Below are 17347 nucleotides of genomic sequence, written 5' to 3'. Positions count from 1 at the left end.
GATAAAGAAGTCATGAGAAAACCAATTATCGTAGGAAACTGGAAAATGAATAAAACAATCGCTGATACTAAAGCGTTTGTTGAAGCAGTTGATGCAAAAGTTTCAGCATCTGCTGATTGGGGTATTGCTACTCCATACTTATCATTACAAACTGCAAAAGCAGGAGCTAAAAACTTAATTGTTGCTGCTGAAAACTGCCATTTCAAAGATAGCGGAGCTTTCACTGGTGAAGTATCTGTAGAAATGTTAAAAGAAATCGGAGTTGAATGGGTTATCTTAGGTCACTCTGAAAGAAGACAATATTTTGGTGAAACTGATGAAACAGTTAACGCTAAAATGTTACAAGTATTAAAAAATGATATGACACCTATCGTTTGTGTTGGTGAAACATTAGAACAATATGAAGCTGGAACAACTAAAGATGTTGTTAAAACTCAAGTTGTTGGTGCATTCAAAGATGTATGTCCAAATTGTGCTTCAAGAACTGTTATTGCTTATGAACCAGTATGGGCAATTGGAACAGGTAAAACTGCTACTAATGAAATTGCTCAAGATGTTTGTGGATATATTAGAACAGTTGTTGCTGAATTATATGGACAAGAGGTTGCTGATAAAGTAAGAATCCAATATGGTGGATCAGTTAAACCTGAAGGATTAAAAGCTTTATTAGAACAACCTGATATTGATGGAGCATTAGTTGGTGGAGCTTCATTACAACCAGAATCATATTTAGCAATGGTTCAAAATTTAGGATAATAAATAAAGAATAAAATATATAAAGTCCCAAAAGTTTAATTACTTCTGGGACTTTTTTTATATGATATTAACAGCGATAACCTTATTGTTTTTTAACTTAAGATATTGATTAGTCTGTTGATGATTATAGAGTTCTATGGCTTTATAAGCATAATTTCGTGCAAGAATACGATCGTAAGCATTGGGCATACCTCCTCGATAGAGAAATGTTATATCATTGTATCTTACTTCAAACTGAGTTTTACTTTCAATAAAGTTTTTTAATTGTTCACCTTGATTAAAATTTGATGATAATAAAATCATTGCATTATTTGATGTATCATAACAAACTTGTAATTTGTTGAGTAATTTTTGAGGGTGTGATAAAGAATGGTTATCCACATAAAGAGCATCCATGCTAGAGCAAACATCTTTAATCAGTTTATTATTTGAACATCCCTCAATTTTAATGATGGTACATTTTTGATGGGAACTTGATGTGTCATAGAGTTTGTCTAGCATATTGACAAGGGTATCAAGGGCACTACTGTACCCTACTGAATAGTCATTGTCTAAAGTGCAAGGAATAACAATACAATGAATACCTTTATTAATTAGTTTTCTAGCGATGTTATAACTACCATGACCGCCGATGACAAATAGACAGTCAAATTGATTTTGATAATAGTGATTGATGACTTGTTCAAGATATTCTTGATTAATGAAATCACGGGGATCACCGGTATGAAGAATAGTACCACCTTGATTCATAATACTTAAATAATTTTGATATTCTAGTTTTATAATCTGATTTGTCATTAAACCATTAAATCCATCTAAAATACCATATGATTCAATATGATTGTTATAACATGATTTTAATAGATGATAGATAATCGTATTCATGCCGGCACTAACACGGCTAGATGATAAGATAGCTATTTTTTTCATAAATTCACCTCTCGTTTTTTTATATTATAGCGATGAATGAATAAAGAGGAAAGAAGAATAAAAAAATTATAAAAAAATGTTGCATTTATCGAATAATATTGTATAATGTTTTAGCGACGCAGTATATTACTGTGTTTATGTTACTGAGCGTGGAAGGACTTGACGCTGTCTGTTTGACCACAGCACGGACAAAATTTTATAAGGAGGAATGTCACGTGAGTAAAAAAGTCGTTAGAGTAATGAAAATTCAATTCCAAGCTGGACAAGCTAAACCTGGACCAGCGTTAGCAGGAGCAGGAATTCAAATGCCTAAATTCTGTACTGCATTCAATGATCAAACTAAAGATCGTATGGGTGAAACAGTACCAGTTGTATTAACTGTTTATGAAGATAAAGATTTTAGTTTTGAATTAAAAACTGCACCAGCTTCAGAAAAAATCAAGAAAGCTTTAGGAATCAAAAAAGGTTCTAGTAATGCAGGAACTACTACTGTAGGTACATTATCAGCTGATCAATTAAAAGAAATCGCTGAATACAAAATGCCTGACTTAAATGCAAATGATTTAGATGCTGCAATGAAAATCGTTGCTGGAACAGCTAAAAACATGGGTGTTAAAGTTGAAGGATTCGATGCGTAAGCATCATGTGGAAGGATAATCCGTTATAACCACTAAGGAGGAAATTACATGGCAAAGAAAAGTAAAAGATATACAGAAGCAGCTGCACAAATTGAAGCTGGAAAAGCATATTCAGTTGAAGAAGCTGTAGAATTAGTTAAAAAAACAAGCACAGTTAAATTTGATGCTAGTGTTGATGTTGCATTCAAATTAGGATTAGATGTTAGACAAGCTGACCAACAATTACGTGGGGCTGTTGTATTACCTCATGGAACAGGTAAAACTAAAAAAGTTTTAGTTGTTACTCAAGGTGAAAAAGCTAAAGAAGCACAAGAAGCAGGTGCTGATGTAGTTGGTGGAAAAGAAATTTTAGAAGACATCAAAAAAGGATGGTTAGATTTTGAAGTTATGATCGCTACTCCTGATATGATGGCTGAATTAGGTAAATTAGGACGTATCTTAGGTCCTAAAGGATTAATGCCTAACCCAAAAACTGGAACAGTAACTATGGATGTTGCTAAAGCAGTTAAAGAAACAAAAGCTGGTAAAGTTACTTACCGTACAGATAAAGAAGGAAACGTACATTTACCAATCGGTAGAGTTTCATTCGATAATGATAAATTAGTTGAAAACTTCAACACAATTTATGATTTAATCGTTAAATTAAAACCAAGCACTGCAAAAGGTGTTTACATGAAAAATGTAGTGATCTCATCTACTATGGGACCTGCAATTAAAGTTCAAGCTGCTGTTGCAAAATAGTAGTTATTAAAAAGTCGCAATCAATATACCGTAGACAGTAACTGGGAAACCTTAATTTGTTACCGAGGTGTTAAGTTTATTTTAAACATTAACTCCCGTCTACCGGGAGTTTTATATAGCGTGTATATTGTTGCATATAAATTTTATAGGAGGTGTGACAATGTCAGTAGAAGCAATTAATGCAAAGAAAGTCGTTGTTGAAGAAATCGCTGGTAAATTAAAAGAAGCACAATCTGTAGTTGTAGTTGAATATCGTGGTTTATCAGTTGCAGAAGTCACTGAATTACGTAGAAACTTACGTGCTGAAGATGTAGATTTCAAAGTTTACAAAAACAAATTAGTTCAAAGAGCTACTGAAGAAGCTGGCCTTGCTGAAATCAACGATCAATTAGTTGGACCAAATGCTATCGCTTTTGGTAACAGTGATGCTGTAGCACCTGCAAGAATTCTAGCTAAATTCGCTAAAGATCATGAAGCTTTAGTAATTAAAACTGGAGTTGTTGAAGGTAAAGTATTATCTGTTGATGAAATTAATGAAATTGCTAAATTACCTGGACGTGAAGGAATGTACTCAATGTTACTTGGTATGTTACAAGCACCAGTTAGCAAATTCGCTAGAGTTGTTAAAGCAGTTGCTGATGCAAAAGAAGCTGCACCAGCAGAAGAAGCTCAAGAAGCTGCTGAATAACAAACAAAAACAAAACATATTAAATATTGAAATAAGAAAAAGGAGACAATTATCATGGCAAAATTAACTCATGAAGATATCTTAGCTTACTTAGAAGAAGCTACAATTTTAGAATTAAACGATTTAGTAAAAGCAATCGAAGAAAAATTTGATGTAACTGCTGCTGCACCTGTTGCTGTTGCTGCTGCTGGAGCTGATGCTGCTGATGCTGCACCTGCTGAAGTAACTGTAACATTAACTGATGTTGGTGGAACTAAAGTTGCTGTAATCAAAGCTGTAAGAGAAATTACTGGATTAGGATTAGTTGATGCTAAAGGTTTAGTTGACAAAGTTCCTGCTGTAATTAAAGAAAACGTTTCAGCTGATGAAGGAAAAGAAATTAAAGAAAAATTAGAAGCTGCTGGAGCAACTGTAGAAGTTAAATAATTTGACTTTAATAAAAAAGAGCCTTTCGAGGCTCTTTTGTTTTATAGGTGATGAAAATGAAACATTATTACACAAATAATACTGATTTAAAAAGTGAGCCCACTTCATTTGTTTTTAGGTTTAAACAATATGATTTCTTATTTAAAAGTGATATTGGTGTTTTTTCCAAGTCGATGATTGACTATGGTTCACAAGTTTTGCTTAATGCATTTGAAAAACCAAATCACGCTAAAAGTTTATTAGATGTTGGTTGTGGATATGGAACTTTTGGTATTTGTTTAAAGAAATTATACCCAGAATTAAAAGTGGATATGGTTGATGTTAATGATCGAGCATTACTTCTTGCTAAAGAAAATGCTAAAAATAATAATGTTGGTGTTACAGTATTTGAAAGTTATACATATCAAAATGTAAAAGAAACATATGATATTATTGTTTCTAATCCTCCGGTAAGAGCGGGCAAGGAAGTTGTTACTTCTATTTTATGTGATGCCTATAAATTTTTAAATAATCAAGGACAATTGTGGATTGTATCACAGAAAAAACAAGGGGCACCATCAGCTAAGAAAAAGATGGAAGAAGTTTTTGGAAATTGTGATATTGTTAAAAGAGATAAAGGCTATTATATCTTGGTAAGCACTAAGAGATAGTCTTTTTTATATTGTGAATAAGTTAAAAAAATATTGAAAATATCAATAAAAGTTATTGACTTGCATATAACCTTGTGCTAACATAATAAAATGCCTATTAATGTTTAAAACTAAGTGCTTTTTTGCGCTCAAAAACAGTTAAATAGAGATATAAAAAGGGGTGGAGTTAATACGTGGAAAATCAAACAACTACAGCGAAAAGTAAAATTACTCGTCGTAATTACTCAAGAATCAGTGGTTCTTTAGAATTACCAAATTTAGTAGAAATTCAAACAAATTCTTACAAATGGTTTAAAGAAGTAGGAATTAAAGAAGTATTTGAAGATATCTACCCAATTACTAACTTTAATGAAACATTATCATTAGAGTTTGTTGATTGTGCTTTTGATGAACCAAAATACTCTGTTAATGAAAGTAAAGATCGTGATGCAAACTATGCAGCACCTATTCGTGCTACTTTACGATTAGTTAATTCAGGTACTGGTGAAATTAAGGAACAAGAAGTATTTATGGGAGATTTCCCATTAATGACAGACTCAGGAACATTCATTATCAATGGGGCAGAACGTGTTATTGTTTCTCAATTAGTTCGTTCTCCAGGTGCATATTTTGCTGATGCATTAGATAAGAGTGGGAAAACTATTTTTGAAGGTAGTATTATTCCTTCAAGAGGTACATGGTTAGAATTTGAAAACGATGCGAAAGATGTATTAAATGTTCGTATTGACCGTAATAGAAAAATTCCTGGTACTGTATTATTACGTGCTTTAGGTCTTTCTAGTGATGAAGACATCATTGAAGTGTTCGGTGATCATGAATTTATTAGAAATACATTAGCTAAAGATAACACAACAAATACAGAAGAAGCGTTAATTGAAATTTACAATAAGTTAAGACCAGGTGAACCAGCTACATTAGATGGTGCAAATAACTTACTTTATACTCGTTTCTTTGATGCTAAAAGATATGATTTAGCAAAATCAGGTCGTTTTAAATTTTCTAAGAAGTTAAGTTTATTAGACCGTATTGCTGGACGTATTTTAGCTGAAGACGTTATTGATGTAGATGGAAATGTTGTTGCTAAAGAAGGAACAACAATTACTAAAGAAGTATTAGAAACATTAAAACCTGTTTTTGAAGCAGGAGCACATACTATGGAAGTTAAAACAAATCCTCATTTAGAAAGTAACGGGGTTGTGCAAGTTATTCATGTTTATGTGGATGAATCAAAATCTAAAGTGATGAAAGTTATGGGTACTGATTTATCTTTAAATAGTAAATTTGTTACTATTTCTGATATGTTAGCTGCTTATTCTTATATGTTTAACTTAGTTGATATCTTTAATTCATATGATTTAGCTGCTGAAGATAGAGTATCTCATATGGCTCGTATTGGATTATTAGATGATATCGATCATTTAGGAAACAGACGTGTACGTTCTGTTGGGGAATTAATTCAAAACCAATTTAGAATTGGTTTATCAAGAATGGAAAGAGTTGTTAAAGAAAGAATGTCATTATCTGAAGTAGATTCAGTAACACCTCAATCATTAACAAATATTCGTCCATTAACTGCAGCAATTAAAGAATTCTTCTCATCATCACAATTATCACAATTTATGGATCAAATTAATCCATTAGCAGAGTTAACAAATAAACGTCGTTTATCTGCACTTGGACCTGGTGGTTTAAGCCGTGATCGTGCTGGATATGAAGTTCGTGACGTGCATGCATCTCACTACGGTAGAATTTGTCCAATTGAAACTCCTGAAGGACCAAACATCGGGTTAATTTCAACACTTGCATCTTATGCAAAAATTAATGAATATGGATTTATCGAAACACCATATCGTAAAGTAAATCATTGTGTCATTGATGAAAATGATGTTCAATATTTAACTGCAGATGAAGAAAAGAATTTCGTTATTGCTCAAGCTAATGTTCACACTAGTGAAACTGGTGAAATCTTAGATGATCAGGTAATTGCTCGTCATTTAGGTGAAAATATTATGGCAAATAGAGAAGAGGTAGATTACATCGATATTTCGCCAAAACAAATCGTTTCTGTTGCAACATCATGTATTCCATTCTTGGAAAACGATGATGCGACTCGTGCCTTGATGGGTGCCAACATGCAACGTCAGGCTGTACCTTTATTAAATCCACATACTCCATTTGTTGGAACAGGTATGGAATACCAAGCAGCAAGAGATTCTGGAGCTGCAGTTGTAAGTAAACATAATGGTTATGTTTCTTATGTTGATGCTAAAAAGGTTGTTATTACAACAGATGATGGAGAAGAACATAAGTATCGTTTATCCAAATTTGCTATTTCAAATGCTGGTACATGTATTAATCATAAACCAATCGTTGTGACTGGTGAAAAGGTTGTTAAAGGACAAGTATTAGCTGATGGTCCAGCAATGGAACAAGGTGAATTAGCACTTGGACAAAACGTATTAGTTGGATTCATGACATGGAATGGTTATAACTATGAAGATGCCGTTATTATGTCAGAAAGATTAGTTAAAGAAGATGTTTATACTTCTATTCATATTGATGAATATTCAATTGAATGTCGTGATACAAAATTAGGACCTGAAGAAATTACAAGAGATATTCCTAATGTTGGTGATGAAGCACGTAAAAATTTAAATAGTGATGGTATCATCATGATTGGTGCTGAAGTAAAAGAAGGAGATATCTTAGTTGGTAAAGTAACTCCAAAAGGTCAAGCTGAATTATCGGCAGAAGAAAAATTATTACTTGCTATCTTTGGTGAAAAATCAAGAGAAGTAAAAGATAACTCTTTACGTGTTCCTCATGGTGGGGCAGGTATTGTTCATGATATTAAAATCTTTGATCGTAAAAATGGTGATGAATTACAACCAGGTGTAAACCGTGTTGTTAAAGTCTACATCGTTCAAAAACGTAAAATCTCTGAAGGAGATAAGATGGCTGGTCGTCATGGTAATAAAGGGGTTATTTCTAAAATCTTACCAATTGAAGATATGCCACACTTAGAGGATGGTACACCATTAGATATCATGCTTAACCCATTAGGGGTACCTTCTCGTATGAATATCGGGCAAGTATTAGAATTACATTTAGGTTATGCAGCAAAACAATTAGGTTTATATATTGCAACTCCTGCTTTTGATGGTTTACATCGTGAAGATCTTGAAGGTCTAATGAAAGAAGCAGGAATGAGTGAAGATGGTAAACAACCAGTTATTTCTGGTCGTACTGGAGAATATTTTGATTCACCTATTTCAGTAGGTATTATGTACTTCGTTAAATTATCACACATGGTTGATGATAAGTTACATGCTCGTTCAGTTGGTCCTTACTCATTAGTTACTCAACAACCATTAGGTGGTAAAGCACAAAATGGTGGACAAAGATTTGGGGAAATGGAAGTTTGGGCTCTTGAAGCATATGGAGCTGCTTATACATTACGTGAAATCTTAACTGTTAAATCTGATGATGTTGTTGGTCGTGTAAAAACATATGAAGCGATTGTTAAAGGTCAACCATTACCAGAACCAGGATTACCTGAATCATTTAGAGTATTAAAGAAAGAATTACAAGCATTAGCGTTAGATATTCGTTTGCTTGATGAAAACGATAATGAGATCGATGAAAGAAATATCGAAGACGAAGAACGTCGTTTCCCAACTTCTATTGATAAAGAAGATGTTGTCAAAGAAGAAAAAGCAAAACCAGAAGAAAAAGAAGATAACGTTGATGAAGTCATCGAAGAAGAATTTGATGAATTGGCAGAAGGTCAAGACATTGAAGAAAGTGAATCATTATAAGGAGGATAAATAGATGTCAAATACTAATAAATTTTCATCAATCCAAATTGGATTAGCTTCTCCTGAAAAGATTCGTGAATGGTCTTATGGTGAAGTAAAAAAACCGGAAACTATTAATTATCGTTCTCAAAAACCTGAAAAAGATGGTTTATTCTGTGAAAGAATCTTTGGCCCATCAAAAGATTGGGAATGTAGTTGTGGTAAATACAAAAAAGTAAGATATAAAGGTGTTATTTGTGACCGTTGTGGTGTAGAAGTAACAAAATCAGCTGTACGTCGTGAACGTATGGGGCATATTGAACTTGCTACACCAGTAGCTCACATTTGGTATTTAAAAGGAATTCCATCAAGAATGGGATTAATCCTTGATATGTCACCAAAACAATTAGAAGAAATTATTTACTTCGTTTCTTATGTTGTTATTGATAAAGGTTCTACACCTTTAGAATATAAACAAGTTTTATCTGAAAGAGATTATCGTAAATGTTATGAACAATTTGGTAATACTTTTGAAGCTAAAATTGGTGCTGAAGCAATTCAAACATTATTAAAACAAGTTGATTTAGATGCAGAATTTGAAGCTGTAAATAAAGAATTAAAAGAAGCTCAAGGACAAAAACGTTCTAAATTATTAAAACGTTTAGAAGCAATTGAAGCATTCAGAAGTTCAACTAATAAACCTGAATGGATGATTCTTGAAGCTTTACCAGTTATTCCACCTGATTTACGTCCAATGTTACAATTGGATGGTGGACGTTTTGCAACAAGCGATTTAAATGATTTATATCGTCGTGTTATCACTCGTAATAATCGTTTAAAGAAATTGTTAGAATTAGGAACACCATCAATCATTGTTCAAAACGAAAAACGTATGTTACAAGAAGCTGTTGATGCATTAATTGATAATGGTCGTCGTTCTAAACCAATTACTGGAGCTGGTGGACGTGCCTTAAAATCATTAAGTCATACATTAAAAGGTAAACAAGGACGTTTCCGTCAAAACTTACTTGGAAAACGTGTTGACTATTCAGGACGTTCAGTTATCGCTGTAGGACCAGATTTAAAAATGTATCAATGTGGTATTCCACGTGAAATGGCTTTAAGCTTATTCAAACCATTTGTTATTCATGGTTTAGTTGCTCAACAAATCGCAACAAACATTAAAGCTGCTGAAAGATTAATTGACAAAATGGATGATCGTATTTGGCCAATCGTTGAAGATGTCATCAAAGAACATCCAGTATTATTAAACCGTGCCCCTACACTTCATAGATTAGGGATTCAAGCATTCGAACCTAAATTAGTAGAAGGACGTGCTATTCGTCTTCACCCATTAGTTACTCCTGCATTCAATGCCGATTTCGATGGGGACCAAATGGCTGTCCATGTACCACTAGGTGAAGAAGCTATCCAAGAAGCAAGACAATTAATGTTAGGTTCTACAAACATCTTAGGTCCTAAAGATGGTAAACCAATCGTTACACCATCACAAGATATGGTGTTAGGTAACTACTACTTAACATTAGAAGATATTGGTGCTATTGGTGAAGGTACTGTTTTTGCTGATCGTAATGAAGTTGATCATGCATATTTTGCTAAGACTGTAAACTTACACACAAGAGTGGCTATTAAAGCATCTTCATTACACAATGTGACTTTTACTGAAGAACAAAACAATAGTTATTTAATTACAACTGTAGGTAAGATTTTATTTAATGATATTTTTGATGGACAATTCCCATTTATTAATGAGCCAGGTAAAGAAAATTTAAAAGGTACACCAAGTAAATACTTTGTACCTATGGGAACAGATATTAAAGCGCATATTGCTACTCAAGCTCCTGTTAAACCATTAGGTAAAAAAGCGTTAGGAAATATCATTGATGAAGTATTCAAACGTTCTGCTTTAACTGATACAAGCTTGATGCTTGATAAGTTAAAAGATCAAGGATTTAAATATTCAACAATTGCAGGTATCACTGTATCTGCTTATGATATTCAAGTTCCTCAAGCTAAATTTGAAATTTTCGACAAAGCTGATGAAAAACTTGAACAAATTAAAAACTTCTATAATAAAGGTAAATTAACTGAATCTGAAAGATATCAAAGCGTTATTAAATTATGGACAGGAGTTAAAGATGAAGTCCAAGAAGTCGTTCGTCAAGAGTTCGAAGCTGATGACCGTAACCCAATCTTCATCATGTCTGACTCTGGAGCCCGTGGTTCACTTTCTAACTTTACTCAGTTAGTAGGTATGCGTGGGTTAATGTCAAATCCAAAAGGGGAAACTATCGAGTTACCTATCAAGTCTGCCTTCCGTGAAGGTTTAACTGCATCAGAATTCTTTATTTCAACACATGGTGCCCGTAAAGGATCTACTGATACTGCCTTAAAGACAGCCGATTCAGGTTACTTAACTCGTCGTTTAGTAGACGTAGCTCAAGAAGTTGTTATTTCTGAAGAAGATTGTGGAACAGATAGAGGATTTATCGTCACTGAATTATATAACAACGATGATAATGCAGTTATTGTTCCATTATTTGACCGTCTAGTTGGTCGTTATTCACAAAAAGATATTTATCATCCTGAAACAAAACAATTATTAGTTGGTGCAGGTGAATTATTCACTGAACAAAACGCTAAAGAAGTTTGTGATGCAGGAATTAAAGAAGTTGAAATTCGTTCAGTTCTTGGATGTGTAGCTAAAGGTGGAATTTGTAGAAAATGTTATGGTCGTAACTTAGCTACAGGTGATGTTGTTGAGTTAGGTGAAGCTGTAGGTATTATGGCTGCACAATCAATCGGTGAACCAGGTACACAGCTTACAATGCGTACATTCCATGATGGTGGGGTTGCCGGTGGTGCTGATATCACTCAAGGGTTACCTCGTATTCAAGAGTTATTTGAAGCAAGAAATCCAAAAGCTAAATCTATCATTTCTGAAATTGATGGTGAAGTTACAAATATTATTGATAATTCAGGAAGAATGGAAGTTGTTGTTACAAATGATTTAGAAACAAGAAGTTATTTAACTCCATATGGTGCTAAATTACGTGTCCAAGTTGGTGATCATATTTCTGTAGGTAATAAGATTACTAAAGGATCAATTGATCCAAAAGAATTATTAGCTGTTGCTGATACAGAAGCAGTTGAAAGATATATTATCAAGGAAGTTCAAAAGGTATATCGTATTCAAGGTATCGAAATTTCTGATAAACATATTGAAATTATTGTTCGTCAAATGTTAAAGAAAATGAGAATCATTGAAGGTGGAGATACTGGTTCACTTCCTGGTACACATGTTAATACAACTACATTTACTGAATTAAATAGAGAAGCATTAAAAGCAGGTAAACATCCAGCTGTAGGTAGACCTATCTTATTAGGTATCACAAAAGCATCTCTTGAAACAGATTCATTCTTATCAGCTGCATCATTCCAAGAAACTACAAAAATCTTAACTGATGCATCTATTAAAGGTAAGAAAGATTACTTAAAAGGATTAAAAGAAAATGTTCTTATTGGTAAATTATTACCAGCTGGTACAGGACTTCGTGGTCCATTAAAATCACCAGAAAGAATTGCTAGGGAAAAAGCCGAAGCTGAAGCTCAACAATTAGCTGCTTTAGATGGTAATGAATCTCACATTGATCATGTAGAAGAATAATCAACAGGAGCCATTTGGCTCCTGTTTTTAAAAATGATTGATTTTATCAAATAATTTTAAATTATTGTTGACTTTTTAAATGGTTTCATATATTATAATCTACGGTACTCAAAGAAGAGTACATTATTTTACTGTTAATTATGAAACACCCGGTATTGTGTGTTATCAAGAAAGGAGAAAGAAATGCCTACAATTAATCAATTAGTTAGACAAGGTCGTTCAGACAAAACAACAAAATCAAAATCACCTGCTTTAAATAGAGGTTACAACTCTTTAGCTAAAAAAGCTACAAGTACTAAATCACCTCAAAAGCGTGGTGTTTGTACGCGTGTTGCTACTATGACACCTAAGAAACCTAACTCAGCTTTACGTAAATATGCCCGTGTTAGATTATCAAATGGTATGGAAGTAACTGCATATATTCCAGGAATTGGACATAACTTACAAGAACATAGTGTTGTTTTAATTCGTGGTGGTCGTGTTAAGGATTTACCAGGGGTACGTTACCATATTATTCGTGGTACTATGGACTGTGCTGGTGTTAACGATCGTAAACAAGCTCGTTCAAGATACGGAGCTAAAAAACCAAAAGCTTAAAAATTACAAATTAGTATAGGAGGAAATATAAATGGCAAGAAAAGGTCAAGTTGCTAAAAGAGACGTTCTACCTGATCCAGTATACAACTCTAAAACTATTTCTAAATTAATCAACAACATTATGTTAGATGGTAAAAAAGGTGTTGCTCAAAACATCTTATATGATGCATTTAAAAAAGTTGAAGAAAAAACTGGAAACTCAGCAATGGAAGTATTTGATCAAGCAATCAATAATATTATGCCAGTATTAGAACTTAAAGTTAGACGTATTGGTGGTGCTAACTACCAAGTACCAGTTGAAGTTTCAGCTGAAAGAAGAATGACTTTAGGGTTAAGATGGTTAGTTAACTATTCACGTTTAAGAAACGAAAAAACTATGGTTGATCGTTTAGCAAACGAAATTATTGATGCTTCAAACGGAACAGGAGCTTCTGTTAAGAAAAAAGAAGATACTCATAAAATGGCTGAAGCTAATAAAGCATTCGCTCATTTCCGTTGGTAATAAAGTAGTTAATAATATATTGAAAGGAGAAAGATTATGTCTCGTGAATTTTCGTTAGAGAAAACTCGTAATATTGGGATCATGGCTCATATTGATGCTGGTAAAACAACAACAACTGAACGTGTCCTTTATTACACTGGTAAAATCCACAAAATCGGTGAAACACACGAAGGTGCATCACAAATGGACTGGATGGAACAAGAACAAGAACGTGGTATCACAATTACATCAGCAGCAACAACTGCTCAATGGAATGGATATCGTGTAAACATTATCGATACACCGGGCCATGTAGACTTCACTGTAGAAGTTGAACGTTCATTACGTGTATTAGATGGTGCTGTTACTGTATTAGACTCAAAAGCTGGTGTTGAACCTCAAACTGAAACTGTTTGGCGTCAAGCAACAACTTATGGAGTACCTCGTATTGTATTCTGTAATAAAATGGATGCAACTGGGGCAGACTTTATTATGTCATTAGAATCTTTAGAAAAAAGATTAGGTGTTCGTGGTATCGCAGTTCAATTACCAATTGGTGCTGAAGATACTTTCGAAGGTATTATTGACTTAATTAAAATGAAAGCCGTATATTTTGAAGGGGATAAAGGTGAAAACGTTGTTTACAAAGATATCCCAGAAGAATATATGGAACAAGCTAAAGAATACCGTTCAAAAATGTTAGATGAAGCTGCTTCTTATGATGATGACTTAATGATGAAAGTCTTAGAAGAAGAAGAACCAACTGAAGAAGAAATCAAAGCTGCTATCCGTAAAGGAACATTAGCTGTAGAATTATTCCCAGTATTATGTGGTTCAGCTTACAAAGACAAAGGTGTTCAACCAATGTTAGATGCAGTAATTGATTATTTACCTGCACCTACTGATATTCCTTCAATTAAAGGACATGATGAAAATGATAACGAAGTTGAAAGACATGCATCTGATGATGAACCGTTCTCAGCTTTAGCATTCAAAATCATGGCTGATCCATTTGTTGGAAAATTAACTTTCTTCCGTGTGTACTCTGGTACTGTAAAATCAGGAAGTTATGTATTAAACTCGACTAAAAACAAAAAAGAACGTTTAGGACGTATTTTACAAATGCATGCCAATAAACGTAATGAAATCGAAGAAGTTTACGCTGGAGATATCGCAGCAGCTGTAGGTTTCAAAAACACTACAACTGGGGATACTATCTGTGATGAAAAGAATTTCGTTATTCTTGAAAAAATGGAATTCCCTGAACCAGTTATCGAATTAGCTATTGAACCAAAAACTAAACAAGATCAAGATAAATTAGGTATGGGATTAGCTAAATTAGCTGAAGAAGATCCTACATTCAGAACATATACAAACCCTGAAACTGGAGATACAGTTATCGCTGGTATGGGTGAGTTACACTTAGACGTTATCGTTGATCGTTTAAAGAGAGAATTCAAAGTAGAAGCTAATGTTGGTGCTCCACAAGTAGCATATCGTGAAACTATCACAAGTGCTGCTGAATGTGAAGGTAAATATGTAAAACAATCTGGTGGTCGTGGACAATACGGTCACGTATGGATCAAATTTGAACCTAATGAAGGTAAAGGATTTGAATTCGTTGATGCAATCGTTGGGGGAGCTGTCCCTAGAGAATATATCAACTCTGTAAAAGTGGGTCTTGAAGATGCACTAGAAGGTGGTATGATTGCAGGATATCCAGTATTAGATATCAAAGCTACATTATTTGATGGTTCTTACCATGATGTCGATTCATCAGAAATGGCTTATAAAGTTGCTGCAAGTTTAGCACTTAAAGCTGCAGGTAAGAAATGTGATCCAGTCATTCTTGAACCAATTATGGCTGTAGAAATTACTGCACCATCTGAATACTTAGGAAGCGTTATGGGAGACGTATCTTCTAGACGTGGTATGATTGAAGGACAAGAAGAAAGAGGAAACGCTGTATCTGTACAAGCATCTGTTCCTTTATCAGAAATGTTCGGATATGCTACTGATTTAAGATCTTTCACTCAAGGTCGTGGTAACTACACTATGAGATTTGATAGATATGAACCAGTACCAAAATCAATTAAAGAAGAAATCATTAAGAAAAATGGTGGAAATAACTAATTTTCAAAACTAAAATTATATTGATTTTTTCAAATAAATAAATTAGAATGTTAATGTACGAAATTTTAAATAAATATAGGAGGAACCTTAAATGGCTAAGGAAAAATTTGACCGCTCAAAAGCGCACGTTAATATCGGAACAATTGGTCACGTTGACCATGGTAAAACAACTTTAACAGCTGCAATTACAACTGTATTATCTAAAGATGGACAAGCACAAGCAATGGATTATGCTGCTATCGATGCTGCTCCAGAAGAAAAAGAACGTGGTATCACAATCAACACTGCACACGTTGAATATCAAACTGCTACTCGTCACTATGCACACGTAGACTGTCCAGGTCATGCTGACTACATCAAAAACATGATTACTGGTGCAGCTCAAATGGATGGTGCTATCTTAGTAGTAGCTGCTACTGATGGACCTATGCCTCAAACTAGAGAACATATCTTATTATCTCGTCAAGTAGGTGTACCTTACATCATCGTATTCTTAAATAAATGTGATATGGTTGATGACGAAGAATTATTAGAATTAGTTGAAATGGAAGTTCGTGAATTATTAAATGAATACGGATTCCCAGGAGATGATACTCCAGTTATCCGTGGATCTGCTTTAAAAGCATTAGAAGGAGATCCAAAATGGGTTCCAGCTATTCATGAATTAATGGATGCTGTAGATACTTATATTCCAACACCAACTAGAGATACTGATAAACCATTCTTAATGCCAGTTGAAGACGTATTCACAATCACTGGACGTGGTACAGTTGCTACTGGACGTGTTGAACGTGGACAATTAAACTTAAATGATGAATTAGAAATCGTTGGTATCAAAGAAACTCAAAAAACAGTTGCTACTGGTATCGAAATGTTCCGTAAATTATTAGATTACGCTGAATCAGGAGATAACATTGGTGTATTATTACGTGGTATCAACCGTGATCAAATTCAACGTGGACAAGTATTAGCAAAACCTGGATCAGTACATCCACATAGAAAATTCAAATCTCAAGTTTATGTATTATCTAAAGACGAAGGTGGACGTCATACACCATTCTTCGCTAACTACAGACCACAATTCTACTTCAGAACTACTGACATTACTGGTGTAATTGAATTACCAGAAGGTGTAGAAATGGTTATGCCTGGAGATAACGTAGAATTAACAGTTGAATTAATTCACCCAATCGCTATCGAAAAAGGAACTAAATTCTCTATCCGTGAAGGTGGTAGAACTGTAGGTTCTGGAAATATCTCTGATATTATCGAATAATAGATTCAAAAAGATACTCTAATGAGTATCTTTTTTATATTATGAAAAACAGGGAAAGCGCTTGAATATAACTTGTTTGTTTGATAAAATAAGAATGCAGATATGAATCTGAAATATATATGTGTTGTAAGGAGATATTAAAATGGATGAACAAGAACAAGTAGTAATTAACTTAATCGTAAACAGTGGTAGTGCACGTAGCTCTGCAATTGAAGCTATTCAATATGCAAAAGCTGGAGATATTGCTAAAGCTGAAGAATCATTACAAACAGCTAAAGAAACAGTTAATGAAGCACATCATTCACAAACTGAATTAATTCAAGCTGAAATTAGAGGAGAAAAAGCTCCATTAAATTTATTAATGGTTCATGCACAAGATCATTTAATGACTGCATTAGTTGTTATCGATTTAGCTCAAGAATTCATTGATTTATACAAAAAAATTGAAAAATAATAATAAAGTCAATGACTAAACACATTGGATATCAATCTAATGTGTTTTTTTTATTTAATTTAAAGAAAACACTTTACAAAGGCAAGAAAAGA

At 33.7% G+C, this 17347-nt stretch carries 14 protein-coding genes and 1 other annotated feature; of the genes, 13 read left to right on the top strand and 1 reads right to left on the bottom strand.

Annotated features, from left to right (window positions below; translation table 11 throughout):
- Nucleotides 1-12 precede the first annotated feature (12 nt).
- The gene (gene tpiA, locus DWZ53_RS05785) at nt 13-756 is read left to right on the top strand and encodes a triose-phosphate isomerase (protein WP_118432792.1); all 744 of its coding nucleotides are present in this window, start codon (nt 13-15) and stop codon (nt 754-756) included.
- A gap of 57 nt (nt 757-813) precedes the next feature.
- On the opposite strand, the gene DWZ53_RS05780 is transcribed toward tpiA, so the two are convergent.
- The gene (locus tag DWZ53_RS05780) at nt 814-1686 is read right to left on the bottom strand and encodes a 6-phosphofructokinase (RefSeq protein ID WP_118432750.1); all 873 of its coding nucleotides are present in this window, start codon (nt 1684-1686) and stop codon (nt 814-816) included.
- A gap of 215 nt (nt 1687-1901) precedes the next feature.
- Here DWZ53_RS05780 and rplK point away from each other — a divergent pair, with 215 nt between their 5' ends.
- From rplK to DWZ53_RS05720, 12 genes are all read left to right on the top strand, one after another.
- A complete protein-coding gene (gene rplK, locus DWZ53_RS05775) occupies nt 1902-2324 on the top strand; it encodes a 50S ribosomal protein L11 (RefSeq protein ID WP_118432749.1) in 423 nt (140 codons plus the stop codon).
- A 48-nt stretch (nt 2325-2372) separates the two neighbouring features.
- Nucleotides 2373-3065, top strand: coding sequence for a 50S ribosomal protein L1 (gene rplA, locus DWZ53_RS05770; RefSeq protein ID WP_118432748.1), 693 nt, complete (start codon nt 2373-2375; stop codon nt 3063-3065).
- Between the two features lie 10 nt (nt 3066-3075).
- Nucleotides 3076-3190, top strand: a sequence feature (ribosomal protein L10 leader region).
- Between the two features lie 35 nt (nt 3191-3225).
- A complete protein-coding gene (gene rplJ / locus DWZ53_RS05765; protein ID WP_118432747.1) occupies nt 3226-3753 on the top strand; it encodes a 50S ribosomal protein L10 in 528 nt (175 codons plus the stop codon).
- A gap of 54 nt (nt 3754-3807) precedes the next feature.
- On the top strand, nt 3808-4179 hold the full coding sequence (gene rplL, locus DWZ53_RS05760; protein WP_118432746.1) for a 50S ribosomal protein L7/L12: 372 nt from the start codon (nt 3808-3810) through the stop codon (nt 4177-4179).
- 56 nt (nt 4180-4235) lie between these two features.
- A complete protein-coding gene (locus DWZ53_RS05755; protein WP_118432745.1) occupies nt 4236-4829 on the top strand; it encodes a class I SAM-dependent methyltransferase in 594 nt (197 codons plus the stop codon).
- Between the two features lie 173 nt (nt 4830-5002).
- Nucleotides 5003-8647: a DNA-directed RNA polymerase subunit beta gene (gene rpoB / locus DWZ53_RS05750; RefSeq protein WP_118432744.1), complete on the top strand. Its 3645-nt coding sequence runs from the start codon at nt 5003-5005 to the stop codon at nt 8645-8647.
- A 13-nt stretch (nt 8648-8660) separates the two neighbouring features.
- Nucleotides 8661-12314 carry a DNA-directed RNA polymerase subunit beta' gene (gene rpoC / locus DWZ53_RS05745; RefSeq protein ID WP_118432743.1) on the top strand — a complete coding sequence of 1218 codons (3654 nt, stop codon included), beginning with the start codon at nt 8661-8663 and terminating at the stop codon, nt 12312-12314.
- Nucleotides 12315-12497: 183 nt separating this feature from the next.
- Entirely contained in the window at nt 12498-12911 is a 414-nt protein-coding gene (gene rpsL, locus DWZ53_RS05740) for a 30S ribosomal protein S12 (protein WP_118432742.1), read from the top strand.
- 31 nt (nt 12912-12942) lie between these two features.
- Complete coding sequence (gene rpsG, locus DWZ53_RS05735) at nt 12943-13413, top strand: 30S ribosomal protein S7 (protein WP_118432741.1); 471 nt, start codon at nt 12943-12945, stop codon at nt 13411-13413.
- 36 nt (nt 13414-13449) lie between these two features.
- Nucleotides 13450-15525: an elongation factor G gene (fusA, locus tag DWZ53_RS05730; protein ID WP_118432740.1), complete on the top strand. Its 2076-nt coding sequence runs from the start codon at nt 13450-13452 to the stop codon at nt 15523-15525.
- 91 nt (nt 15526-15616) lie between these two features.
- A complete protein-coding gene (gene tuf / locus DWZ53_RS05725; protein WP_118432739.1) occupies nt 15617-16801 on the top strand; it encodes an elongation factor Tu in 1185 nt (394 codons plus the stop codon).
- Nucleotides 16802-16943: 142 nt separating this feature from the next.
- Entirely contained in the window at nt 16944-17255 is a 312-nt protein-coding gene (locus tag DWZ53_RS05720; RefSeq protein ID WP_118432738.1) for a PTS lactose/cellobiose transporter subunit IIA, read from the top strand.
- Nucleotides 17256-17347: the final 92 nt, after the last annotated feature.

This window comes from Coprobacillus sp. AF33-1AC, from assembly GCF_003475785.1.
Classification (GTDB): domain Bacteria; phylum Bacillota_I; class Bacilli_A; order Erysipelotrichales; family Coprobacillaceae; genus Faecalibacillus.
This window is presented reverse-complemented; position numbering and strand designations above follow the sequence as displayed.